Origin of the sequence: Pseudonocardia oceanicola (genome assembly GCF_047200735.1) — a bacterium.
Taxonomy (GTDB): domain Bacteria; phylum Actinomycetota; class Actinomycetes; order Mycobacteriales; family Pseudonocardiaceae; genus Pseudonocardia.
This window is the reverse complement of sequence record NZ_JBJZON010000003.1, coordinates 45,962-69,245: the sequence shown is the minus strand read 5'-3', so window position 1 is coordinate 69,245 and position 23,284 is coordinate 45,962. Positions and strand designations below refer to the sequence as shown.

Below are 23,284 nucleotides of genomic sequence, written 5' to 3'. Positions count from 1 at the left end.
GGGTCAGCCACGGCGGCGCGGGTCGACCGCGTCCGTCGTGGGCCGGTCCGGCGGGGCAGCAGTGGTCGCCGTCGCGCGGCCGTTCGCGGCCCGTTCGCGGGCGGCATGGGCGCGCGCCGCGTCGGCCGTCCGGGCCGCGGCCCGGATCTCGCGGGACCGGCCGGGCACCGGTGCCGGGAGGGGCCGGGTGCGCAGCGTGAACGCGGGGGCCTGCTCGCCGTGCAGGACGAGGCGGGCGGCGGCGTGGTAGGCGCCGAGGTGGGTCAGGTCGTGGTCGGTCAGGTGCGGGGCGGTGTGGCGGGCGAGGTCGCGGGCGTCCTCCGGGCCGGCGTTGAAGTAGATCTTCGAGCGGGCGTTGGTCGAGAAGCCCTCGCGCAGCTCGCGGGGGAGCTGTCCGAGGTGCTGGTGGGCGAGGGTCATGGCAACGCGGAACCCGCGGGCCTCGGCGAGCATGTCCTCGATGGGGTAGGGCAGGTTGAGGAAGTTGTGGCACTCGTCGATGACGAGCGAGGCGTCGGCGCGGTCGCGTTGGGGGGTGCGGGCGCGGGCGGTGGTGGCCTGCCAGGCGGCGGCGACGGCAAGCGACCCGACCAGGCGAGTGGTCTCCTCGCCGAGCGAGCCCTTGGGGATACGGACGAGGCAGATGCCGCCGTCGAGAACGGTGGTCATGTCGATGGTGGAGGGCCCGGCGGCGATGGCCTCGCGGACGAAGGGGCGCAGCAGGAACGCACGGAGCTTGTTGAGCAGTGGCGCGACGACCTGGGCGCGGGAGGCGTCGGACAGTTGGGTGTACCAGTCCCAGAACCCGGCCAGGACGGGGTCGGTGACCGCGGCGGTGAGCCGTTCCCGGCGGGCGGGGTCGGCGAGCAGGCCGGGGAGCTGGGCGAGCGTCGGGGTGTCGGGCTGCAGAGCCAGGGTGAGGCAGGCGGCGCGCATGACGTCGTCGGTGCGGGGTCCCCAGTAGGCGGCGTAGACCCGCCGGAACACCGACACGAGGTTGTCCACGGCCAGGTCGCTCGCCGGGGTGCCGGGTCCGGTGCTGGTGGTGTCGAGGGGGTTGAGGCAGGGCGGGCGGGAGCGGGCGTCGGCGTCGAGGAGCACGACGCGGTCGGCGCAGCGCCGGGGTAGCCGGGACAGGACGTCGGTGACGAGGTCGCCCTTGGGGTCGACGAGCAGGATCCCGCGGCCGGCGTCGGCGTCGGCGAGGATCATGTTGCCGAGCAGGGTCGACTTGCCCGAGCCGGTGGCGCCGATGACGTGCAGGTGCTGCCGGGCGTCGGGCACGAGCAACGCGACCGGACGTTCGTGCCCGGTGTCGGTGGTCCCGAGAGGCTTGGCGTCCGGGCTCGGGGTGGCGATGCCCGGCGGAGGGGCGACGGCGCGGGCTCCGGCGCGGAGCAGGCCGGGTACGTGGTCGTCGGTGGGCAGGTGCGCGAGGGCGGCGAGCTCGCGCACCGACAGCACGTCGCCGTCACGCCCCCACGGTCCCCTTCCCCATAGGCGCGGCCGGCGGGTGAGGCGGCGCGCGGCGAGGGCGTCCGCGGGGTGCCGCAGCCGGTGGCGGCCGTAGCGGTTGTGCTCGGTGTAGGAGGCGAACGAGGCGGCCAGCGCGTGGGCGCGGCCGCGTACGAGGTCGTGCGCCTTCGCTACCGGATCGTCCTCGGAGTGCTTCCGCGCCAGGTCGACAGGCAGGTCGATCGCGGCGGCGTAACGGACGACGGTCTCGTACTGGGAGCCACGCTGCTTCTCGACCACCGCCCGGGCCTGGGCCGACAGGTCGAGTGCGGTCTGCCGGTCCTGGCCCGGCCCGCTACGCGCTCCCCTCACCGGGGGAGCGCCAGTGCGGCGGGCAGGGCGCAGGGGGCGCGGGGTGACCAGGTCGAGAATCTCGGACAGCACCCCGGCCAGGAGACCGGCGGGTGATCCGTTCGTGCCATGCAGGTGTCGGGCGCTGCGCCGGGCTCGAGCCGCGCGGCGTCCGGTGACCGGGCGGGCGATCACCTGGACGCAGGCGGTCTCGTGGTGCCCGAGTCCGACGGCGGCGCCGAGCAGGGCGCGGACCGGGTCGGCGTCGAACCGGGTCCGCAGCGGTAGGGCCTCGGGGCGGGCGAGGCGCAGCTCGCCGCCGGTGACCACCCGCCGTCGCCCGGGCTCGACGGCCGGCAGGGGCGCGGCGGCGGGTTCGGTGCGGCTGTGCGATCCGGGCCAGGCCGCCTCGACGGCCCGCTCGACCAGTCCGGGTGGGACGGCGCCGGGCACCCACAGCCGGATCGTTGCCCCGGTGCTGGTGAAGACGTACTCGTAGACCAGGTGCGGCTGGCCGGCGAGCAGGCGACGCCAGGTCGGGCGGAGCAGGCCGACCAGGTTCGCCCACAGGGCCTCGCCGCCGGCCGGGTCGACCGTGGGCGGGGCGAGCACGGTGACCTGCCGGGCGTCGGCGAGGAGCCGGTCGTCGCGGCGGCGCGTGAACCGCCGCCACCCGAGCGCGGTCACCGTGCCGACGACCGCGAGGAGCACCAGCGTGATCGGCCAGTGCGTGACGAGCACGGACACGACCGGCCCGAGCGTGTCGGCGAACCACCGCCCGAGCGTGTCACTCGGGTCACGCAGGAGGTCGCCGAGCGGGCCGCCGACGGGGGTCGTTCGCGAGGTTGTGACAAGAGTGGGCGTGGGCACGGCATGGCCTCCGGGCCGAGTGGGGTGATGGGGGTTGGTCCAGCTGGATCGGCTCGGCCGGGGTCAGGACGGGTCGAGGACGACGTAGGCGGAGTCGCGTTCGCGGCGTCGCCGATCCGGAGGTCGAGACTTGTCGAGGTCGATCCAGCCGTCTCCGTCGCCGCCCGGCGCGGTGTCCTCCTCGTCGTCACCGCGGCCTGCGTCGATGTCCTGCCCAGCGAGGTTCTGCGCTGCGAGCTGGGCCGGGCTGGACGTGCAGAGCGTGTCCTCCAGCTCGGAGGCGACGCCCTGGAACGCGACGCGGGTGGTGCCCGTGGACAGCAGTCCCTGGCCGCGGTCGGCGGAGAGCAGGAACTGGCGTTCCCCGGCGGAGAGGTCGAACACACGGGTGACCTCGTCGATGGCCTGGGTGGACTGGCGGAGCAGTACCTGGGTGGCGGCGTTCGCGACGACCGCACGGCCGAGGTCGGTGCCCAGGACGTCGGCGGTGTCCTGGGTGGCGACGGTCAGCCCGGCCCAGTGCTTGCGCGACGCCTTGGCCATCCGGAAGAGGAACTCGGCCCCGGCGCGGTCCTGCATCAGCAGCCACGCCTCGTCGACGACGACGAGGCGTGGGCGGCGCAGGGCGGGGTTGGTGACGTGGCGCCAGATCGCGTCGAGGGTGAGCAGGGTGCCGGTGGCCTTGAGCTCGTCGGGCAGGTCGCGCAGGCTGAACACGACGAGGTGGCCCTCGGGGCGGGTGGTGGTCGGGCCGTCGAAGAGCCGGTTGAAGCTGCCGTCGACGAAGGGGTGCAGCCGGTCGGCCAGTTCCCTCGCGGCGGCGGGTCCGTCCGGGTCGGCGAGGGTGTCGCGCAGGTCGCGCAGCAGCGGAGCGGGCCTCGTCCACGTGCCGGGGTCGTCGGCAACGATGCCGGCGGCGGTGTAGGTGGCGGTGATCGCGCGGTCGAGCGCCGCTCTCGCGCTCGGGTCGGGGCGCTCGCCGAGCAGCACCGCTACCGCGGTGTGCAGGAACAGGCTGCGCCGGGCGAAGGCGTCGCGCGGGGCGTGGCGGCGCCCGTCGGGGCCGGTGTGGATCGGGAGGTCGAAGGGGTTGAGCCGGATCCCGGGCGCGCCGAGATCGATCCGGGTGCCGCCGACGGCGTCGGACAGGCGGGTGTACTCGTCCTCCGGGTCAATGACGACGGTCTCGACGCCGCGGTGCAGCGACCGCAGCAGTTCCAGCTTGACCAGGTAGGACTTGCCCGCGCCGGACCGTCCGAGGACGACGGCGTTGTGGTTGTGCATGTGGGCGGCGAAGCGGTCGACGTGCACGAGACCCTGGGAGCCGAGGTTGTAGCCGTAGAGCACCCCGTCCGCGACGGCGGCGCTCGCGGGGTCGGGCGCGGGCAGGTCCGGGCTGGTGAACGGGAACGCCGCGGACAGCGCCGAGGTGTCGAAGGTGCGGCGCATCCCCACCGGGTCGAGCCCCATCGGGAGGGTGGTGACCCAGCCCTGCAGGGCGCGGAAGGTGATGTGGCGGGCGTCGAGAAGCAGGCTCGCGCACAGCGCGCGGACCGCGGCTACCTCGTCGGCCAGCTCCGTGGCGCCTGCGGCGTGCACGGTGAGGTAGAGCCCGACCCGGAACAGGCGGCCCTCGCCGCGGGCGACCCGGCTCGACAGGTCGTAGGCGTCCTCCGTGGCCGCCTCGACGTGCGGGTCGTGCAGCCGGCCGTGCTCGGCGGTGGAGCGCCGGCCACTCTCGAGCTTCGCGAGCTGGGAGCGCAGCCTGCTCGCAGCGGTGACCGGGTCGACGGGTTCGACGTGCACGGCGACGTCGATCCGGCCGGGGTGGGTGAGCAGCGGGTCGAGCCAGCCGGGGTGCACCTCGCGGGGGAACCCGACGACTGCCAGCGACGCGACGTGCTCGCCGTCGCCGATCTCCAGGTGTCGGGTGCCGACGGTGAGGGTGTCGGGCACGAACACGGACGCCGCCGTGCCCGCCGTGCGCGGCCTGCGCCGGTCCCGCCTCATCGCTGCCCTCCGCGGGCGAGAGGCGCGTGACGCCGACGACTCCGATCCCGTTTCAGCGCCTCGGGTTCGGGGGCTGTTCGCCTCGCCCGTCCGCCCCGGGCCGCCGCGTTCGGCGAAGCACCGGCTCCCCCGTCCCACGCGACGTCGTCCGCGTCGTCGGGCCAGTCCTCGTACTCCCAGTCCTCGTCGTCGTCCGGTGCGGTGGGTTCGGGGTCGTCCCAGTCGCCGTACCCCTGGTCGGTGTCGTAGCCGTCGTCCGGGTCGTCGCCCTCCCAGTAGGTCGGACCGGGCGCGGCGTGGACGACCTCGTCGGTTCCGGCACGTCGCGGTGTCGGTGGGAGGAGCGGGTCGGGGTTGCACGTGGCGGCGAGCACTGCGGTGGTGCGGGCGGCGTCGAGCGGGGTGACGGTGATCCCGGCCGGGGCGAGCAGCTCCATCGCCTCGCCCAGCCGCCGGACGAGGCGGGCCTCGGCGGCCCGGCGCGCGCCACTACCGGGCGGGCGCGCGGGGTGGCGCCTGCCGGTCAGCGACGCCAGACCGGCACGAGCCGCCGCCAGCGGTGAGGGCCCACCGAGCCCGTCCACCGGTCCAACGGGGCCGAGCGGTTCCCGCAGTATGAGCAGCACTTGGCGGCGCAGGAGCACGGCGTGCCCGCCGAGACGGGTGAGGTAGTCGGCGTGCTCGCGCGCTGCGGCCCGCAGCGCCGGGTGTGGCAGATCGGCGGCGCGGGTGCGCAGGTCGGCGACCTGCCCGGTGAGATCGAGCGGTTGCGCCCGGACGAGGACCTGTACCGGCGCAGTCAGGCTGTGCAGGTAGCGGCCGAAGACGGCGACGAGGGACTGCTGCTCGGCCGGGGTGCGCAGCGCGAAGTTGACCGTGGACGCGACCGCGACCGTGGCCAGCCCGTCGGTGCCGAGGTCAACCACCCCGACGTCGGTCCCGCTGTTCCCGGCGGTGACCGAGCGGGCGGGAAGACGCAGGACCCCTCGCCGTCCGCGGACGGCGGGCTCCTCGGCGGGACGGCCGCGGGCGTCGAGCCAGGCCGGGGCCCTTCCGTCATGACTGCCACCAGGTCCGGTGTCGACGTGGTGGGCGGTGCGGGTTCGGGGGGCGAGGCGGTGGCGGATCGCGGCAACGAACAGGCGGTCCATCGACACGCCGTCACGGCGCCCGAGCGCCAGGACCACCGCGGTCACCGCGACCGGAACCGCGAGGGCGAGGAACGCCGCGGTCGGCACGGCGACCCGGGTCGCGTCCCAGGCCGCGTAGAGGACGAGGCCGGTCAGACCGAGGATCGTGACCTGGCGGGCGGTGAACGAGCCGATCACACGGTCGGCCATGTCGACGTCGGCGGGGATCCGGACGGGCGATGTCATGACGTTCCTCCGGTGGGGTCTGCGGGTCGGGACCGGCGCGGGCGGCGGGCCGGGGGTGGTGTGCGGCGCGCGGGCGGGGTGGCGGAGGCGGGCGGTGGACCCGGCTCGTCGCGAGCCGGTGCGGCGGCTCCGGGTCGGGGAGCGGGGGTGGTGCCGGTCGCCCCGCCGCGGCGGCGGGCGGGTGGACGCGGCGCCGGAGCTGCTGGTGCTGGGGTTGCCGCTGGCCGGATCGGTGTGGGGAGGCCGATCGGGAGGCGTAGCTGCTGACCGCCTGATCGCGGGGCGGCCGGTCGCACCGGAGCCGGTGCCGGTGGCACTGCCGGTGTTGGGCTCGCAGTTGTTGCGGGGCGGCGGGGGACGCGGCGGAGGTCGTCGAGCGGGAGGGGGTACTGGCCGGCTCGGTCGGGACGGTTGTCCCGGTAGGGGTCGAAGGGAAGCTCGAGCTGTCGCGGTCGCGGGCCACTTGTCCGGCGCGGTGGCGCCGGTGGAGTCGGGGCCGGGGCACGGCGGACCCGGTGCACGCCGTCGAGCGGAAGCGGGTACTGGCCGTCGCGGCCGGGCCGGTTGCCCTGGTAAGGGTCGAGTGGCAGCTCGAGCTGAACGCCCGATCGTCGTCGCCGTGGCGCGGGTCCCGGCGTTGCCGAGCTCCGATCCGGAGTTCCCGGTGGCGTGGACGGGGTGCGGGCTCGGCGAGGCACGTCGATGGGCAGGCGGTACTGGCCGTCGCGGCCGAGGACCGGCCGGTTCTCGGGCCAGTCCTCGCCGAGCGGCAGCGCGAGCTGCCGGCCCTGCCCGGCCCCGCCTGCCTGCGGTGCTGGCGGGGTGTCGCCGCTCGGACGGCGGGCGGCGCGGACCCGGCGCAGCCCGCTCAGCGGGAGCATGTACTGGCCTTCGGAGTCGGCGCGCACGTTCGCGTAGGCGTCGCCGGAACCGTCACCGGTCCCGCCTCCGCCCGCCCGGCCGCCGCGTCCCCGCCCGCCCCGGTTCGCCGCCGGGCCTCCGCCGCCCTTGCCGCCGCGGCCCGACAGCAGGCCGAAGGTCTTGTAGGCGATGAACCCGCGTACCAGCGACCCGATCAGCGACCGTCCCCCGCCCCCGCCGCGGATCGAGCCGAGCACCCAGAACGGGATCTTGTACAGCACATACATCAGCGCGCACGCGACGAGCAGGTTGACCAGCCCGTTCTCGGTCGTCCCGAACAGGGTGAACCCGCCGGGGGCCAGCAGCACCCGCATCGCTGTGATCAGCGTGAGGCTCTGCACGACCTGGATCGCCAGGCACCCGCCGAGCGCCTTCCACCACCAGTAGGCGATGTGCTCGGTCTGGGGCAGCGCGTGGAACATCAGCGCGAGCGGCGCGCCGGCGACGAGGATGACGGTGAGCGCGACGCGGATGACGTAGCCGACGAGCAGCGCGAGCAGCATCCCGATCAGGAACACCCCGACGAACAGCACGAAGATGCCGTCGTTGAGCGAGCCGAGGGTGATGTCGCGCAACGCCTGCCCCGCGTCCGCCGGGTCGACCCCGCCGGCCATGACCGCCCGGGACAGGCCGTTGGTGACCTCCACGGCGCGGGTCGCGACCCACAGGCTCAGCGCCCCGGCCAGGAAGCCGACCACGATCCGCGGGGCGATCTCCTTGGCGGTGTAGCGGGTCTGCAGGCTCTCGAACGACATGATGACGATGGCGGCCACCAGGACGAGCAGGCCGTAGCAGGCGAGCAGGATCTGCCAGGAGTTGCTCCACAGCTCCGCGAGCCCGGGCAACGTGTCCAACTCAGGTGTGGTGAGCAGCGTGTTCGACAGCAGGTCCAGCAGCGGGTTGAGCGCCGCGGTCACCACGCCGCGGAAGAAGGCGTTGATCGCGTTGCTGACGCAGCCACCGAGGTCGGTGAACCCGCACGGCTCCTCCGCCGCCTCGGCGCCCGGAGCGGGACCGCCCACCGCGCCCGGGTCGACGCCGGGTGCGGGTACGTCGGGAAGGCACCCGAAGCCCTCGCACGGAGCTGGGACCGGATCGCCCGTCGGCGCAGGCGCCACGTCCGGGGGCAGGAAGGTCGGTACCGGTGCGGGGGTGGGGGCCAGGCACTCGACGACCGGCAGGCCGTCCTCACAGAACGGCACCGGTACCGGGGTGGTGTCCGGTGGTTGCGCGACGGCGTGCTGGGCCACTGGCGCGGGTTGGGAGGACCCGGTCGCCAGCCCGACGGCGCCGAGCATGAAGACCGCAGCGAGCAGGATCGGTGCGCGCAGGAGCAGACGCCACCCCCTCGCGGCGTGCTCTGCTCGTCGCGATCGTCCGACGTCGGGCGACACGGTCGCGGATGCGGGTGATGCGGCTCGCCGGCAGGGTGTGGTCGGTGAGGTCGGGAGGGGCATCGGTCAGGCTCCGACGATGCCCTGCAGCACCGTGACGACCAGTGGTGCGAGGATCGCCAGGGCGTAACCGACGCACGCGCTGCGGAAGGCGACCTTGGCCTTCTCGATCTCCCCAGGATCGCCGCTGCCCAGGATGTAGCGGACCCCACCGATGGTCAGGAACACCGTGGCCAGCAACGCCAGGATCCCGACGACCCAGCCGCGCACGTTCTCCAGCACCTGCTCGACCGACTCGGCCTGAGCCAGCACCAGCACCCCGGCCTCGGCCGCGTTCGCTGCGGCGACTGTCGTGAGCAGGCTTACGGCGACGAGGGCGCCGACCACCAGCAGACGACGCACGCGGTGCCCTCCGCCGTGAGGAGGGCTGGTGTGTCGGTTCACGCGCATCGCGGTTCCTCCGTGCTCGGTCGCGGGGTGCGGCCCGGCGTCTCGACCGGCCCAGAGCTCGTGCTGCCCTCGGGCCCGCCGACCGGCTGTTGCGGTCGGTCGCGGCGGGCGTCGTCGCCGGACGCCGGGCGGTGGGGAACCCGGCCGTGGACGGGCTGGTCCCGTCCGCGCACCTGAACTCCGCCGTGCTGTGCGTCCGGGGACATCCGGCGGCGCACGCGGCGCCGGTGCGTTCCCGACACCACCTCGACGGTCACCCTGCGTGTCCGACGGGAGTCGGTGGCGGTCATCGCGTCGAGGTCGAGCTGGTCGTCGTCGGGCTCGGCCTGGCGCTCGCGGACGAACGCGACGAGCCGGTGCTCGGCGCGCTGGCGGGCCTTCTTCGCGGCCTCGTATCCGGTGCCGCGCCGGGTGGCGGCCTCAGCCAGCGACACCTCCTCCAGCCGGGTGCTGCCGATCAGTTCGGCCTCGACCGGCGTGATGACGCCCGCGGTGACCGCCCGGGCCATCACCAGATCCGGGTGCCCGGCCGGTGCGGGTGGGGCGGCGGAATGGAACGCCCGCGCGGACGGGGTGGGCGCGTCGAGGGACTCCCGTAGGCAGGTGTGCCCGGCGCGGTAGGCGGCCCACCGCAGCCGCAGCATGATCCGCGGCCGGGCCAGATCGATCACCGGCAGCTCGGCCAGGAACCCGGCCAGGACCGCGGCGTGGATGTCGCGCGGGTCGCCCACGAAGCGGGAGGTGAGCCTCGCGGCGATGCCGGTGAGCGCGGGCAGCGCGACCCCGACGCACCCGACCGTCCACGCCCCGGCCCCCGCCTCCGTCTGCGCTGCCCGGGACCGCACGACGAGGTGGGCCCACACCGCGTCGCGCACCGGCTGTGGGCAGCGGCGGCGCAACAGCCGGTACCGCACCTCGTCGAGCGGCACCGCCCGGTCGGGCAACCCGGCGAACTCGCGCCCGTCCACCGACAGCGGCTCGGGCCCGGTGACCAGCCACCCGAACGCCGAGCGCGCGGCGTCGAGCGGCATGTCGGTCGGGCCGAAAGCGGCCCTCGGAATCGTGTTCCTGTCCTGCATCGGTCGGCTCCTCGCCTCGCTCGGTGAATCAGCGAGGAAAGGACGCCACAGCAGGTGGTACCGAACCGTTCCCGATCGCATACCGGAGAGGTACGAAACGCTTACCGTCGATCACTTGGACGGCCTGGACCGCATGAGGTTCGGGGCTCGAAGCGCGTGGTCTGGTCCGGCGATCGCCTCCAACGATCATGCTTTGAGCTGCGTGAACCTCTCGCCGTACCCGCTCGGTACCTCATCGGTAAGCGTCCGGTACCCGTTTGGTACCCGGTCGTTCGGCCGCGCGACATGCCGCGCGCGCCAGCCACCTAATTCAGCCCGTCCGCGCTCTGCGCGCTTTCCGCCCGGTCGCCGCCGGGTGTCGCGACGGGCACGGCGAGTGGGGCGGGCTGCGCGATTCAAGGGGTACTGGCGGCGAATGCCGGCATGTCCCCGCCGGGCCTCGAAGACGGAGTTCAGGGGCGTCCTCGGCTGCGCCCGGAGCGCGGCCCGCCCCCGACCTCAGGAGCGTCCCTGTGCCGTCCGACGATTACCCAGCCCGCGACGAACAGAAGCCCGATACCCCCGGCGCCGCCGTGTCGAGCCAGGCACGCCGAGCCCGAACGGTCGTGGACTTCCGGCCCTACCCGACCGCGCCGACCCGCACGCGGCGGAGCCCGGCGAACTCCGCGCGCCGTCACACCCGGCGCGGCAACCACCCGACCCCGTCCACCATCTGGTTCACCCCGACCCGGCACGAGGCGGGCCCCGTTATCACCGACCCTCCCTGCCTGTCGGGGCGGGGAGGGGCGCCGGAGACCGAGCCGGCGGGCGTGGTCTGGCCGCTGCCCGTGCTCGCCCGCGCCGTCACCTCGTTCACAGAACCCGACGCCACCGTCCTGCTCCTACCCTGGCCCGCCGCCGCACGAGACGGACTCGGAGAACCGGTTCCACTCGGCGTGGTGGCAGCGGTTGCCGAACTCGGCCGCCGCCCGCATACCGGAGATCTCCCCGACGGCGCCGCTGGGAACGATGCCGGTCCTCCCCGGCCCGACGTCGCGGACGACCGGGTCGATCTGCTGGTCACTGTGATGCCTGCTAGACACGACGCGGCCGAGCACGCCGACACTGTCGCCCGGCTCGCCGCCCGAACACTCCGGCTCGGCGGGGTCCTCGCCGTACTCACCCACTGTGACCGCAGCGACGGCGTCCTCGTCGACCCGAGCGGCCCGATGGTGACCGCAGGGCAGAACGCCGACCTGCTCTACCTCCAGCACGTCGTCGCCGTGCACCTCCCACCCGCCCGGCTGCGCCCGCATCCCGCCCACCGGGCGGACGGCCGGACGCCCGCGGCGCACCGGCGCGTGCACAGCGACGTCCTAGTCTTCGCCCAGCCCCACGACGACGGCGCCCGCCCCGCCTCCGCCCGTTCAGCACGGCAGTGATCCACACGTCCGCTGGCCACCCCATGTCCGTCGACCCGGAAGGCAACGCGATGCCCGACACCGCCCACCCCGAACGGCTCCCGGTCGACCTCGACATCGAGGAACTGCCGCTGTCGGTATGGACCACCGCGCAGCATCCCCCCGCGAGCCAGCGCCGCGACCGCTACACCCCGGACTCGACCGCGCACCCGGCGAAGATGCTGCCCGCCGTCGCCGCCCACGCCATCGCCCACTACACCCGCCCCGGGGACCTCGTCCTGGACCCGATGTGCGGGATCGGCACCACCCTCGTCGAGGCCGTCCACCTCGGCCGCCGCGCCGTCGGCGTCGAGTACGAGCCGCACTGGGTCGACGTCGCCCGCGCCAACCTCGACCTCGCCCGCGACCACGACGGCGTAGACCCGGCAGTCCTCGACGGCTCTCAGGTGCTCCACGGCGACGCCCGCCAGCTGACCACGCTCCTGCCGCCGGACCTCGTGGGGCAGGCCGCGCTTGTGGTCACCTCCCCGCCCTACGGGCCCTCCACCCACGGGCAGGTGTCTGTCATCCCCGGCGGCGGTGTGCAGAAGTACCACCACCTCTACGGCAACCTGCTCGACCGCGGGAACCTCGCCAACATCGGCCACCACCGCCTCCTGGCCGGGTTCCAGCGCATCCTCGCCGCCCTCGCGGCGGTTCTCCGCCCGGGCGCGCACGTCGCGATCACCGTCCGGCCGTGGCGCGAGCACGCGGAGCTGATCGACCTGCCCTCCCAGATCCTCGCCTGCGGCACCCGCGCCGGCCTCGTCCCCGTCGAACGCTGCGTCGCCCTGCTGGGTCGCGTCGCCGACGACGGCCTCGTCGCCCGAGGCTCGTTCTTCCAGCGCGACTTCATCCGCAAGCAGCGCGAAGCCGGTCTCCCCCTCCACCTGATCGCTCACGAGGACGTCCAGGTGTTCCGCGCGGAGTCCGGCAGGAGGCACACGGGCCCGGAGCAGCGGGCCGATCGCGCTTCAGCGCTCCTCGAAGCCGCGTGACCGGCCACGCCACGCCACGCCACCGCGGCACGGCGTTCGAGGCTTTGACGCGGCCGATCACGATCGGATCGCTGTGCTCGGGGGTCGGCGGACTCGAGCTCGGGGTCATGGCGGCGTTGTCCGGCTGCCAGCTGAGCTGGTGCTCGGACATCGACTCGCAGGCCGTCAAGGTCCTGAGCGCCCGTTTCGCGGACGTCCCGAACCTCGGTGACATACGAGCGCTCGACTGGACCCGGCTGTGCCGGGTCGAGGTGCTGACGACGGGTTTTCCCTGTCAGGACATTTCCGCAGCCGGCTGCAGAGCCGGTGTCGAGAACGGGGACCGGAGTGGACTGTGGGACGTGCTGGGTGTGGTTCGCGTGGTTCGACCCCGGCTGCTGGTCGTGGAGAACGTCGCCGCCCTCCGATGGCGGGGCGGCGGCCTCGGCCGAGTACTCGGCGACCTGGCCGCGACAGGGTACGACTCGTCGTGGCGCAGCGTCTGCGCCGACGACGTCGGGGCGCCGCACCGGCGCGAGCGGGTGTTCCTGCTCGCCTGGCCGCGTTCCGAGGGCCCTGCTGAGCTTGCTGCCGACGCCGACCGCGCACGACGGCACATCAAACGGCCGGAGCGCGTCGAGCAGAACCGGTGGGCCCTCCCTACTGGATCTGATCCTCGATCTGGCGGATGCGCAGGACTACCAGCTGAGCGAATGATCGGGAAGGAAAGTGCGCGGTGCGGCACAGCCGACTTCCGGTGGGGAGTGCACGGTGCCGCGCTTGCCCGGTGGGAGCGGGCGCTCGGTCGGCGTGCCCCGCGGCCGCTGCTGGCCGGCAGGCGTGGGCAACCGGTCCTGGCCCCGGAGTTCGTCGAGTTCCTGATGGGCCTGCCGGTCGGGTGGGTCACCGGGCTTGCCATCTCGCGTACCGCGCAGCTGCGTCTGCTCGGCAACGGCGTGGTTCCGGCCCAGGCGGCGCACGCCGTCGCCCTCCTGCTGCGGGAGGCGACGTCGATCAGCTCGGCTGCCGAAGTGCACGCTGGCGCTTCGAGCCGCAAGGGTGCTGGATGGGACGTACGTGCCGCCGCCCGGTCAGGGCACGGCCTGATCGGGCGGGGGGTGGCGTGATCGTGACCAACGGCCCCGTCGAGCCCCGCGGCGGTGCGCGCAGGCTCCGGGAGCAACATGACCACGCTGTGGAGCGCCGTATCGACTCCAACCCGCCTGTTTCGGATCCCCCAGGAGACGGAACGAGGTTCGACGCCGAATGTGACGACCGGACGGATGGCCGTCTACCGCAACGGCGCAACCGCTACGAGTCCGGAAACCTGGCCGCAGCGACGCCTGACGGCCACGGTGCTGGTGCGTGGGTTCGCGTTGTGGTCCCGAATGAGGCGCCGCTCCTGACACAGGCGGCGGCTCGCGGGCTGCTACGAATAGTGCTGGCCGCAACGCGGACCGACGAGCGCGACGTGGTGGATCGGGAGGCGGCGTGACGATCAGGTTCGCGTTCTACGGCCGGGTCTCGACCGAGGATCAGCAGGATCCGGAAGCGTCGCGCAACTGGCAGATGAGCCGTGCGCGGGCGCTCGCCGACCGTCACGGCGCCATCGTGGCGGAGTACTTCGACATCGGGCAGTCGCGGTCGATTCCCTGGAAGCGGCGGCCACAGGCCTCGGCCCTCTTGGTGGCCCTGAAGCGTCCCGATCGGGACTTCGACGCGGTGGTCGTCGGCGAGCCCCAGCGCGCCTTCTACGGCAACCAGTACAGCCTGACCTTCCCGGTGCTTGCGCACTACGGCGTGAGCCTCTGGGTTCCCGAGGTCGGCGGGGCGGTCGATCCGGAGTCCGAGGCCCACGACCTGATCATGTCGGTGTTCGGTGGCATGTCCAAGGGGGAGCGGACCCGGATCAGGATCCGGGTCCGGACCGCGATGGCCGCCCAAGCCCAGGTCGAGGGCCGCTTCCTCGGCGGCCGCCCGCCCTACGGGTACCGCCTCCTCGACGCCGGTCCGCACGCGAACCCTGCGAAGGCCGCCGACGGGCGCCGCCTGCACGTGCTGGAGCCCGATCCGCTGGCGGGCCCGATCGTGAAGCGCATCTTCTCCGAGTACCTCGGAGGCCTGGGCATCTTCGCGATAGCCGAGGGGCTCACCGGTGACGGGGTCCTGTCCCCGTCGGCGTACGACCGCGCCCGCAACCGCCACAGGACCGGTGTCGCCTGGTCCAAGGGGGCGATCCGGGTGATCCTGACCAACCCCCGCTACACGGGTCGGCAGGTGTGGAACAAGCAGCGCAAGGACGAGGTCCTGCTCGACGTCGAGGATGTCGCGCTCGGTCACGAGACCAAGCTTCGGTGGAACGACCGCGACGACTGGGTGTGGTCCACCGACGTGGTCCACGAGCCGCTGGTCGACGTCGAGTCGTTCGAGCGGGCCCAGGCGCTGATGACCGGGCACGGTCGAGGCAGGTCGCGGACCCGGACGCGGGTGCGGCGGGATTACGTCCTGCGCGGGTTGGTGCACTGCGGGGTGTGCGAACGGAAGATGCAGGGGCAGTGGAACCACGAGCGGCCGTACTACCGCTGCCGGTACCCGCGGGAGTACGGGCTGGCCAACAGGGTGGAGCACCCGTCGAACGTCTACATCGCCGAGCACGACGTCCTGCCGGTGCTCGACGGCTGGTTGGCGGGGTTGTTCGCCCCGGCGGAGCTGGACCGGACCGTGGCGGCCATGTGGGAGGCGCAGGTTGACGACCCGGTCGACCCGGCCGCCGCACGCGCGGAACAGGTGGTCCAGGAGTGCGACACGAAGCTGGCACGGTATCGGGCGGCGCTGGAGGCGGGCACGGATCCGGCGCTCGTCGCGGGCTGGACGGCACAGGTGCAGTCCGAACGGGCCGCGGCCCTGGGCGCGGTCCGCGCGCCGGTCACGAGACCCCGGATGAGCCGGGACGAGATCCGCGCCGTCGTCGACGCCCTGCAGAACGTGCACGACGTCCTAGTAGCCGCGGACACTGCCGACAAGGCTGCTGTGTACCGCCAGCTCGGGCTCCGGCTGACCTACCGGCCGGAGGAGCGCACGGTGCGCGCCGACGTTCACGTGGGCGCACAACCGTGGGGTTATGGTGAGTGTCCGAGGGGGGACTTGAACCCCCACCCCCTACTCGGGGACTAGCACCTCAAGCTAGCGCGTCTGCCATTCCGCCACTCGGACCTGCACCGCTCCGGGCCCTGCCCGGTGCGACGGGTGAAGCATAGCGGAGGCCTTCCGGGCACTGTGCAGGGGCAGGGGTGCGGGCCCGAGATGGTAGGAACATCGACATGACCGGCCCGCTCAGCGCGGTGGACGAGGTGGTCGAGCTCTGCTCGGACCTCATCCGCATCGACACGTCCAACACCGGGGACCCGGACACCGTCACGGGGGAGAAGGAGGCGGCGGAGTACGTCGCCGGGAAGCTCACCGAGGTCGGCCTCGAGGTCGAGGTGCTCGACTCCGGGGCGCCCCGCCGCACGAACGTGTTCTGCCGGTTGCCGGGGGCGGACCCCGAGCGCGGCGCGCTGCTGGTGCACGGGCACCTGGACGTCGTGCCCGCCGAGCCGAGCGAGTGGTCGGTGCACCCGTTCTCCGGCGCGGTGCAGGACGGCTACGTGTGGGGCCGCGGCGCGGTCGACATGAAGGACATGGTCGCGATGACCATCGCCGTCGCGCGGCAGTTCACGCGGGAGGGCTTCGTCCCGCCCCGGGACATCGTGTTCGCCTTCCTGGCGGACGAGGAGGCCGGCGGCTCGTACGGGTCGCACTGGCTGGCGAGGAACCGGCCGGACCTGTTCGAGGGCTGCACCGAGGCCGTCGGCGAGGTCGGCGGGTTCTCGCTCACCCTCGGCCAGGACCGGCGGGTCTACCTCATCGAGTCGGCCGAGAAGGGCATGGCCTGGATGCGCCTGCGCGCCAGGGGCAAGCCCGGCCACGGCTCCTTCCTGCACGACGACAACGCCGTGACGGTGCTCGCCGAGGCCGTCGCCCGGCTGGGCAACCACCGCTTCCCGCTGGTCATGACGGACACCGTGCGTGCCTTCGCCGAGCAGATCCGCGAGCTGACCGGCATGGAGTTCCCCGACGAGGACATCGAGGGCGCCTTCGCCAAGCTCGGCCCGGTGGCCCGGATGGTCGGTGCCACGGTCCGCGACACGGCGAACCCCACGATGCTCAGCGCCGGCTACAAGGCCAACGTGATCCCGTCGACGGCCGAGGCGACGGTCGACTGCCGGGTCCTGCCGGGCCGCCGCGACGCCTTCCTGCGGGAGGTCGACGAGCTCCTGGGGCCGGACGTCGAGCGCGAGTGGATCCAGGACCTCCCCGCGCTGGAGACCGAGTTCTCCGGCGCGTTGGTCGACGCGATGGCCGCGGCGCTGCGTACGGAGGACCCGGAGGCGCGGACGGTGCCCTACATGCTCTCCGGCGGCACGGACGCGAAGGCCTTCACCGACCTGGGCATGCGCTGCTTCGGGTTCGCGCCCCTGCGGCTGCCCCCGGACCTCGACTTCGCCTCGCTCTTCCACGGGATCGACGAGCGGGTGCCGGTCGACGCTCTGAAGTTCGGCGCCACGGTGCTCGAACGCTTCCTCCGGACGGCGTGAGCATGATCATGCGAGAGAGCCTGCGGAGCGGCTGATGGACCTCACCGACAAGGTCGCCCTCGTCACCGGCGGGGGATCGGGCATCGGCGCGGCCGCCTCCCGGCGCCTGGCCGCGGCGGGCGCGCACGTGGTCGTGGCGGACCGGGACGGCGACGCCGCCGAGCTGGTCGCCGGCGAGATCGGCGGCACGGCGCGGATCGCGGACGTCACCGACCCCGAGGCCGTCGCGGCGCTGGTCGCCGCGGCGGAGCAGGTGCGGGGGCACCTCGACGTGGTGCTGCTCAACGCGGGCACGACCTCGGGCCAGTCCGGGATCGCGGACCTCGACCTGGCCGGCTACCGGGCGATCATGGGCGTGAACCTCGACCACGTGGTGTTCGGACTGGCCGCCGCGGTCCCCGCGCTGCGGCGGGCCGGTGGCGGGCGGATCGTGGCCACCGCCTCGCTCGCCGGCCTGGTCCCGATGCCGGGCGACGCCCTGTACACGGCCTCCAAGCACGCCGTCGTCGGCTACGTCCGCTCGGCCGCCCCGGTGCTGGCACCCGAGGGCATCGTCGTCAACGCCGTGTGCCCCGGCTTCGCCGACACGCCGCTGATCGCCCGGGCCAAGCCGCAGTTCGGCGACTTCCCGCTGCTCACGGCCGAGGACGTGGCCGCGGCGGTCGAGGCCGTCCTGGAGCGTGGGGAGCCGGGCGAGTGCTGGTTCGTCCAGCCCGGACGCGAGCCCGCGCCCTACGGCTTCCGCGGCGTGCCCGGGCCGAAGGGCGCCGGCGCCCCGCCACCGGTGGACTGGGAGACCGGCCGGGGCTGAAGGACTGCGGAGGCCGGCCCCGGTTCGGGCGAGGTCGACCGACGATCAGTACGACAGCTCCGGCAACATCTGCCCGGTGCGCCGGCGGCGCAGCCAGACCTTGCGCACCCCGCCGGGGTAGAGGCGGACCCGGGACAGCTCCCAGCCCGCGTACTCGGCCTGGATCGCGAGGCGCACCGCGGCCGTCAGCCGGGGCACGTCGCCGTCGATCCGGAGGGGGCGGTACTCCCAGTCCCCCTCCACGTGGGGATTCCCGTCGGTGTCGACTGCCTCCACCGCACCGGTACCTGCCACCGGTCACCTCCTGCCGTGCTCGCGACCCCCGGTGAACCAGGGGTTACGCGCCCACCATACGAGGGTGTCGCGGGCCCGTGCCAGGGTTCTCGGCGACCGACGCCGGAACCGTCAGGGCGCGACGCTGACGTCGTCGAGCGCGGCCCTGATCTCCGGCGGGAGCGACACCGCCTCGGTGGCCAGCGACGCGGAGAGCTGCGCGGCGTCGCGCGCCCCCACCACCGCGGCCGCCACGCCGGGCCGGTCCCGCACCCAGGCCAGCGCGACGGCCAGCGGCGACGTCCCCAGCCCGTCCGCGGCGGTGAGGACGGACTGCACGATCCGGGCGCTGCGCTCGTTGCGCCGCGCCTCGACGTAGGCCGCCAGCACCGGGGAGGTGGCACGCGAGTCCGCGGGCGTGCCGTCGGTGTACTTGCCGGTCAGCACCCCGCGCCCGAGCGGGGCCCAGGCGAGCAGACCCAGGCCGTGGTGCCGGGCCGCCGGCAGCAGCTCGGCCTCGGGGGCGCGGTGCAGCAGCGAGTACTCCGCCTGCGCCGACACCGGGACCACCACGTTGCCGAGGGCACGGGCCCGCTCCGCGACGGTGGCGAGCTGCCAGCCCGCCGGCGCGACCAGCCCGGCATAGCGGACCTTCCCGCTCAGCACCGCGACCTGCACCGCCGACAGCGTCTCCTCCAGCGGGACCTGCGGGTCCCAGCCGGGCAGCTGCCACAGGTCGAGCCGGTCGGTGCGCAGCCGGCGCAGGGTGGCGTCGAGGCCCTGGAGCAGGGCTCCGCGCGCGGCCTGCCGGCCCAGGGCTCCGCCGGGCGGGGCGCCGCGGGCGGCGATCACGAGGTCGTCCCGGTCGACCAGGCCGGACTCGAGGTGTACGCCGAGGACCTCCTGGGCGGTGCCGTCGCCGTAGACGTCGGCGGTCTCGACGAGCGTGCCACCGCCCTCGACGAAGGCGAGGAGCTGCTCGCCCGCCCCCTCGGCGTCCGTGTCCTCGCCCCAGGTCATCGTGCCCAGACCGATCCGGGACACCTGCAGGCCCGACCCCCCGACCCTCCTGTGCAGCACCGGTCGAGACTGCCATCCGGGGGTGGGCCCGCGGCGTGCGGCCCCGGGCTCGCTACGGTGACGCCCCGTGACCGCCATCCGGGACGACATCCGATGAGCTGGCTCGAGGTCGTGGTGCTCGGCCTGGTCCAGGGGCTCACCGAGTTCCTGCCGATCTCCTCGTCGGGCCACCTCCGGATCGTCTCGGGGCTGTTCTTCGGCCACGACCCGGGCGCCGCGTTCACCGCGGTGACCCAGATCGGCACCGAGCTGGCCGTGCTGATCTACTTCGCCAAGGACATCGGCAACCTCGTGGCGACGTGGTTCCGCGGGCTCCGCGACCCCGAGGTCCGGGCGAGCCAGGACTACCGGATGGCCTGGATGGTCATCCTCGGGAGCATCCCGATCGGCGTGCTCGGCGTGCTGTTCAAGGACCAGATCGAGACGGTCGCGCGCAACCTGTGGCTGATCGCGACCACCCTGGTCGTGTTCGGCATCCTGCTGGGCCTCGCCGAGCGCTACGGCCGGCAGGACCGTCCGCTGGACAGGCTGACCCTGCGCGACGGCATCATCCTCGGCTTCGCGCAGGCGATGGCCCTGGTCCCGGGCGTGTCCCGATCCGGCGGCACCATCACGGTCGGGCTGTTCCTCGGCCTGGAACGGGCCGCCGCGGTCCGCTTCTCGTTCCTGCTCGCCATCCCCGCGGTGTTCGCGTCGGGCCTGTTCACGCTGCCGGACGTGCTCGCGGGCGACGGGCCTGGCCCCGGCCAGATGGTCGTGGCCGTGCTGATCGCGGGGGTGGTCGGCTACGCCGTGATCGCGTGGCTGCTGAGGTTCGTCGAGAAGAACAGCGTCTACGTGTTCGTCGCGTACCGCATCGCCCTCGGCGTGGCGCTGATGGCGGCGCTCGCCATCGGCGCCGTGTCCGCAACCTGACCCGGCACGTAGGCTCGGCGGTCGTGACCACGCTCATCCTGCTCCGGCACGGCCGGTCGACGTCCAACACCTCCGGCGTGCTCGCCGGGCGGACGCCCGGCGTCGAGCTGGACGACAAGGGCCGCGAGCAGGCGGCGGCGGTGGTCGACCGGCTGGCGCCGCTCCCGCTCGCCGAGATCGTCACGTCCCCGATGCTGCGCTGCCGGCAGACGGTGACGCCCCTCGCCGAGGTCCGCGGGCTGGAACCGGTCGTCGAGGAGGACCTGGCCGAGGTCGACTACGGCGACTGGACCGGAGGCACGCTCTCCGAGCTCGCCAAGGAGGACCTCTGGAAGGTCGTCCAGGCCCACCCGTCGGCTGCGGTGTTCCCCGGCGGGGAGGGCCTCGCCGGGATGCAGGCCCGCGCGGTCGCCGCGGTCCGGCACCACGAGCGGCGGATCGCGGCGGCGCACGGGCCGAACGCCATCTGGGTCGCCTGCAGCCACGGCGACGTCATCAAGGCGGTGCTGGCCGACGCGTTGGCCACCCACCTCGACAACTTCCAGCGGATCGTCGTCGACACCTCCTCGATGTCGGTGGTCACCTACACGAGGACGCGGCCGTTCGTCGCCCGGGTCAACGACGTCGGCGGTGACGTGGCCTCGCTGGTCCCGCCGCCGCCCGAGGAGGGCGAGGAGGGGCAGGGGGACGGGGTCCCCGAGCCCGCAGCCGAACCGTCGTCGGACGCCGTGGTCGGGGGCTCGACCGGGGCCTGACCGAACCGACCCCACCGCGCCCGACTCCACCGCGCCCGACTCCACAGGGGCCTGATCGGGGAGTGTGGCGAGCCGGTCCGGCACACCGGGGTGCCCCGCTCGCGGGGTTGGCCTACTCTGGGTTTCGCCATGTCACGCGTCATCCACGTCTTCCGCCAGCCCGAGCGCTTCGTCGCGGGCACCGTCGGCGAGCCCGGCGACCGCGCCTTCTACCTCCAGGCCATCGAGGACGCGCGGACGATCAGCGTCCTGCTGGAGAAGCAGCAGGTCTCGGTGCTCGCGGAACGGATCGAGGCGCTGCTCGCCGAGATCGCCCGGCGCTTCGGCACCGAGGTCGACACCGGGCAGGACGTGGAGTCCGCGGACACCGACCCGTTGGCCGTCCCGCTGGAGGAGGAGTTCCGGGTCGGCACGATGGGGCTGGGCTGGGACGCCGACTCGAAGTCCATCGTGGTCGAGCTGCTCGCCGTGACGGAGGAGGAGATCGACGAGTCCGTCGTCCTCGACGACACCGAGGAGGGGCCCGACGCCCTGCGCGTGTTCCTGTCCCCGATGCAGGCCCGCGAGTTCGCCGACCGGGCCGAGAAGGTGGTGTCCGCCGGACGCGCCCCGTGCCCGTTGTGCGCGGAGCCGCTGGACCCGCAGGGGCACGTGTGCGTGCGGCTCAACGGCTACCACCAGCGCTCCCCGATCGGGGACGTCTCCGGCGCGGGCGAGTAAGCGCGGTTGACCGGTCCGGACCTGCGCGATCCCGCGGTGCTCGACGTCCTGCGCAGGGGACGCCTCGAGGTCACCGGCCGGATGGTCGACGCCTCCAACGCCACCCTCGTCGGCACCGTCACGGCCGACGGCTGCACCCTGCGGTGCGTCTACAAACCGGTGCGCGGTGAGCGCCCGCTGTGGGACTTCCCCGACGGCACCCTGGCGGGCCGCGAGGTCGCCAGCTACCTGATCTCGGAGGCCGCGGGCTGGCACGTCGTGCCGCCGACGGTGTTCCGGGAGGGCCCGTTCGGCCCGGGCATGGTGCAGGCCTGGGTGGAGACGGAGACCACCGGGGACCTGGTCGACATCTGCTCGCCGAAGGAGGTCCCCCGGGGCTGGCGGGGCGTGCTGCGGGCCCGGGGCGGCGACGGCGCGCCCGCGGTGCTGGTGCACGCCGACGACCCGCGACTGCGGGCCATGGCCGTGTTCGACGTCGTCGTCAACAACGCCGACCGCAAGGGCGGGCACGTGCTGGCCGGCGACGACGGCCGGATCTACGGCGTCGACCACGGGCTCACGATGCACGTCGAGGACAAGCTCCGGACAGTGCTGTGGGGCTGGGTCGGCGAGGAGCTCGGCGACGGGGAGATCGAGGCCCTGTCGAAGCTGCGCGCCGAGCTGGCCGGCACCCTCGGCGAGGAGCTGGGCCCGCACGTGACCCTGTCCGAGATCCGGGCGCTGACCGACCGCGTCGACCTCGTGCTGGCGGTGCCGCTGTTCCCCGAGCCCTCCGGTTACGGGCCCGCCATCCCCTGGCCCGCGTTCTGAAGGGGGCGTCTGATGGATCATCCGCCGCGGTCTCGGCGCCCGGACGACCCCTGGCTGCGTTGTCGCCGGGCCCGAATACGCCCGGTATGAGGGCCCGGCTCCGCCTTGCCAGAAGCCGCCCGGATGACCGAGCCCATCGACGGTGATCCACCAGACGCCCCCCGGGGCCGTCCGGTCCACAGGGTCGGCGAGCCGGTCGTGGAGCACGGTTGTCTACGCAGGGTTGTGTACGCACCCCCGCGTATGGCCCGCAGGCCCGGCGCTCGCCACGCTGTGTGACGAGGAGGTGGGCCGCGTGGATCCGGGGACGGGCGTACGCCGCGCTCTGCCGTACGCGCCGGGGGAGTGGACCCGGCTGGTCTCCTCGGTGGTGACGGGGCTCGCGACCGTGGCCGGAGCCGCCCGCGGGACCTCGCTGCCCCGGGGCCTGGCGCTGGAGTGCGGTCGCCACCTGGTCGCCGCGCTCGGCCCCGCCTGCCGTCCGGCCCGGCCCGGGGAGCGGTACGTCAGCCCGCACCTCGTGTACCTGACGGTCGACTTCGGCGACGTCGCGGTGCTCGGCGCCGGCGCGCGTGACCTGGGGGCGCGGCTGCTGCCACCCGGCGTGCCCGGTCCGGCCGGCCCCTCACCCGTGCTGGACCCGCCGGTCACCGGGACGGGGGTGGCCCTGCCCGTGCTGGTTCCGGACATGACCCTGGTGCACGTGCTGCTCGACACCGACCACGGCACGGACGCCGACGTCGTGCGCCGCTGGGGGGCTGACGGGCCCGTGTTCGGCACACCGCCGCCCGAGGCGCTCGCCGCCCACCACCGCATCGCCGCCCGCGTGCTCACCCTCTGGCGCGCGGGTCTGGCCGGCGACGTGCCCGCCGAGTAGCGGATCACACCTCCCCGGGGCGGTCGCGGGTCGCCCCGGCCCGGCCCCGGGGGCAGGATGGGCCCCCGGACGCGGGCGCCGCGG

General features: G+C 74.0%; 20 protein-coding genes and 1 tRNA gene. 11 read left to right on the top strand and 10 right to left on the bottom strand.

Features of this window, described 5'->3' with window-relative positions:
• Positions 1–3 precede the first annotated feature (3 nt).
• The 7 genes from ACL02T_RS06835 to ACL02T_RS06805 all read right to left on the bottom strand — a co-directional run bounded on the left by ACL02T_RS06835 (position 4) and on the right by ACL02T_RS06805 (position 10,988).
• On the bottom strand, positions 4–2,676 hold the full coding sequence (locus tag ACL02T_RS06835; RefSeq protein ID WP_370467235.1) for a type IV secretory system conjugative DNA transfer family protein: 2,673 nt from the start codon (positions 2,674–2,676) through the stop codon (positions 4–6).
• A 63-nt stretch (positions 2,677–2,739) separates the two neighbouring features.
• Positions 2,740–4,686, bottom strand: a complete 1,947-nt coding sequence (locus tag ACL02T_RS06830; protein ID WP_218605680.1) for a VirB4 family type IV secretion system protein — start codon at positions 4,684–4,686, stop codon at positions 2,740–2,742.
• Positions 4,683–6,062: a PrgI family protein gene (locus ACL02T_RS06825; protein WP_218616486.1), complete on the bottom strand. Its 1,380-nt coding sequence runs from the start codon at positions 6,060–6,062 to the stop codon at positions 4,683–4,685. Before ACL02T_RS06825 ends, ACL02T_RS06830 begins: the two co-directional genes overlap by 4 nt.
• Positions 6,059–8,377, bottom strand: coding sequence for a TrbL/VirB6 family protein (locus ACL02T_RS06820; RefSeq protein WP_412829826.1), 2,319 nt, complete (start codon positions 8,375–8,377; stop codon positions 6,059–6,061). Before ACL02T_RS06820 ends, ACL02T_RS06825 begins: the two co-directional genes overlap by 4 nt.
• Positions 8,378–8,443: 66 nt before the next feature.
• The gene (locus tag ACL02T_RS06815) at positions 8,444–8,779 is read right to left on the bottom strand and encodes a pilin (RefSeq protein ID WP_218605856.1); all 336 of its coding nucleotides are present in this window, start codon (positions 8,777–8,779) and stop codon (positions 8,444–8,446) included.
• Positions 8,780–8,817: 38 nt separating this feature from the next.
• Positions 8,818–9,906, bottom strand: a complete 1,089-nt coding sequence (locus ACL02T_RS06810) for a hypothetical protein (RefSeq protein ID WP_344252436.1) — start codon at positions 9,904–9,906, stop codon at positions 8,818–8,820.
• An 881-nt stretch (positions 9,907–10,787) separates the two neighbouring features.
• Entirely contained in the window at positions 10,788–10,988 is a 201-nt protein-coding gene (locus ACL02T_RS06805) for a hypothetical protein (protein ID WP_412829825.1), read from the bottom strand.
• On the opposite strand from ACL02T_RS06805, the gene ACL02T_RS06800 reads away from it, so the two are divergent.
• The 4 genes from ACL02T_RS06800 to ACL02T_RS06785 all read left to right on the top strand — a co-directional run bounded on the left by ACL02T_RS06800 (position 10,974) and on the right by ACL02T_RS06785 (position 15,496).
• Positions 10,974–11,327, top strand: a complete 354-nt coding sequence (locus tag ACL02T_RS06800; RefSeq protein WP_218616488.1) for a hypothetical protein — start codon at positions 10,974–10,976, stop codon at positions 11,325–11,327. The two genes, ACL02T_RS06805 and ACL02T_RS06800, sit on opposite strands and share 15 nt — an antisense overlap.
• Positions 11,328–11,377: 50 nt before the next feature.
• The gene (locus ACL02T_RS06795; RefSeq protein ID WP_225926447.1) at positions 11,378–12,343 is read left to right on the top strand and encodes a TRM11 family SAM-dependent methyltransferase; all 966 of its coding nucleotides are present in this window, start codon (positions 11,378–11,380) and stop codon (positions 12,341–12,343) included.
• Positions 12,340–13,449, top strand: coding sequence for a DNA cytosine methyltransferase (locus ACL02T_RS06790; RefSeq protein ID WP_226363644.1), 1,110 nt, complete (start codon positions 12,340–12,342; stop codon positions 13,447–13,449). The genes ACL02T_RS06795 and ACL02T_RS06790 overlap by 4 nt, the downstream gene beginning before the upstream one ends.
• A 364-nt stretch (positions 13,450–13,813) precedes the next feature.
• Positions 13,814–15,496 (top strand): recombinase family protein, encoded by a 1,683-nt coding sequence (locus ACL02T_RS06785; RefSeq protein WP_412829972.1) that lies wholly within the window; start codon positions 13,814–13,816, stop codon positions 15,494–15,496.
• Here the strand turns inward: ACL02T_RS06785 and ACL02T_RS06780 are convergent.
• A tRNA-Leu gene (locus ACL02T_RS06780) sits at positions 15,452–15,535 on the bottom strand. The genes ACL02T_RS06785 and ACL02T_RS06780 overlap by 45 nt on opposite strands.
• 107 nt (positions 15,536–15,642) lie before the next feature.
• Between ACL02T_RS06780 and ACL02T_RS06775 the strand changes: the two genes are divergently transcribed.
• Together ACL02T_RS06775 and ACL02T_RS06770 are read left to right on the top strand one after the other, a co-directional pair.
• On the top strand, positions 15,643–16,959 hold the full coding sequence (locus ACL02T_RS06775; RefSeq protein WP_412829824.1) for a M20/M25/M40 family metallo-hydrolase: 1,317 nt from the start codon (positions 15,643–15,645) through the stop codon (positions 16,957–16,959).
• Positions 16,960–16,993: 34 nt separating this feature from the next.
• Complete coding sequence (locus ACL02T_RS06770) at positions 16,994–17,770, top strand: SDR family NAD(P)-dependent oxidoreductase (RefSeq protein WP_412829823.1); 777 nt, start codon at positions 16,994–16,996, stop codon at positions 17,768–17,770.
• Between the two features lie 45 nt (positions 17,771–17,815).
• On the opposite strand, the gene ACL02T_RS06765 is transcribed toward ACL02T_RS06770, so the two are convergent.
• Positions 17,816–18,064, bottom strand: a complete 249-nt coding sequence (locus ACL02T_RS06765) for a DUF5703 family protein (RefSeq protein ID WP_412829822.1) — start codon at positions 18,062–18,064, stop codon at positions 17,816–17,818.
• A gap of 111 nt (positions 18,065–18,175) precedes the next feature.
• The gene (locus tag ACL02T_RS06760; protein ID WP_412829821.1) at positions 18,176–19,123 is read right to left on the bottom strand and encodes an aldo/keto reductase; all 948 of its coding nucleotides are present in this window, start codon (positions 19,121–19,123) and stop codon (positions 18,176–18,178) included.
• 93 nt (positions 19,124–19,216) lie between these two features.
• Here ACL02T_RS06760 and ACL02T_RS06755 point away from each other — a divergent pair, with 93 nt between their 5' ends.
• From ACL02T_RS06755 to ACL02T_RS06735, 5 genes are all read left to right on the top strand, one after another.
• Positions 19,217–20,038 carry an undecaprenyl-diphosphate phosphatase gene (locus ACL02T_RS06755; protein ID WP_412829820.1) on the top strand — a complete coding sequence of 274 codons (822 nt, stop codon included), beginning with the start codon at positions 19,217–19,219 and terminating at the stop codon, positions 20,036–20,038.
• Positions 20,039–20,061: 23 nt separating this feature from the next.
• Positions 20,062–20,793, top strand: a complete 732-nt coding sequence (locus ACL02T_RS06750) for a histidine phosphatase family protein (RefSeq protein WP_412829819.1) — start codon at positions 20,062–20,064, stop codon at positions 20,791–20,793.
• Between the two features lie 129 nt (positions 20,794–20,922).
• The gene (locus tag ACL02T_RS06745) at positions 20,923–21,513 is read left to right on the top strand and encodes a DUF3090 domain-containing protein (RefSeq protein WP_412829818.1); all 591 of its coding nucleotides are present in this window, start codon (positions 20,923–20,925) and stop codon (positions 21,511–21,513) included.
• Positions 21,514–21,519: 6 nt separating this feature from the next.
• A complete protein-coding gene (locus tag ACL02T_RS06740; RefSeq protein ID WP_412829817.1) occupies positions 21,520–22,323 on the top strand; it encodes an SCO1664 family protein in 804 nt (267 codons plus the stop codon).
• 295 nt (positions 22,324–22,618) lie between these two features.
• Positions 22,619–23,200, top strand: a complete 582-nt coding sequence (locus tag ACL02T_RS06735; RefSeq protein ID WP_412829816.1) for a hypothetical protein — start codon at positions 22,619–22,621, stop codon at positions 23,198–23,200.
• Positions 23,201–23,284: the final 84 nt, after the last annotated feature.

What these genes read in the sequence shown, in the direction of transcription:
- ACL02T_RS06830 (WP_218605680.1), bottom strand. Translation starts at nt 4,686, where the DNA reads ATGAGGCGGGACCGGCGCAGGCCGCGCACGGCGGGCACGGCGGCGTCC.
- ACL02T_RS06825 (WP_218616486.1), bottom strand. Translation starts at nt 6,062, where the DNA reads ATGACATCGCCCGTCCGGATCCCCGCCGACGTCGACATGGCCGACCGT.
- ACL02T_RS06810 (WP_344252436.1), bottom strand. Translation starts at nt 9,906, where the DNA reads ATGCAGGACAGGAACACGATTCCGAGGGCCGCTTTCGGCCCGACCGAC.
- ACL02T_RS06800 (WP_218616488.1), top strand. Translation starts at nt 10,974, where the DNA reads ATGCCTGCTAGACACGACGCGGCCGAGCACGCCGACACTGTCGCCCGG.
- ACL02T_RS06795 (WP_225926447.1), top strand. Translation starts at nt 11,378, where the DNA reads ATGCCCGACACCGCCCACCCCGAACGGCTCCCGGTCGACCTCGACATC.
- ACL02T_RS06775 (WP_412829824.1), top strand. Translation starts at nt 15,643, where the DNA reads ATGACCGGCCCGCTCAGCGCGGTGGACGAGGTGGTCGAGCTCTGCTCG.
- ACL02T_RS06770 (WP_412829823.1), top strand. Translation starts at nt 16,994, where the DNA reads ATGGACCTCACCGACAAGGTCGCCCTCGTCACCGGCGGGGGATCGGGC.
- ACL02T_RS06755 (WP_412829820.1), top strand. Translation starts at nt 19,217, where the DNA reads ATGAGCTGGCTCGAGGTCGTGGTGCTCGGCCTGGTCCAGGGGCTCACC.
- ACL02T_RS06745 (WP_412829818.1), top strand. Translation starts at nt 20,923, where the DNA reads ATGTCACGCGTCATCCACGTCTTCCGCCAGCCCGAGCGCTTCGTCGCG.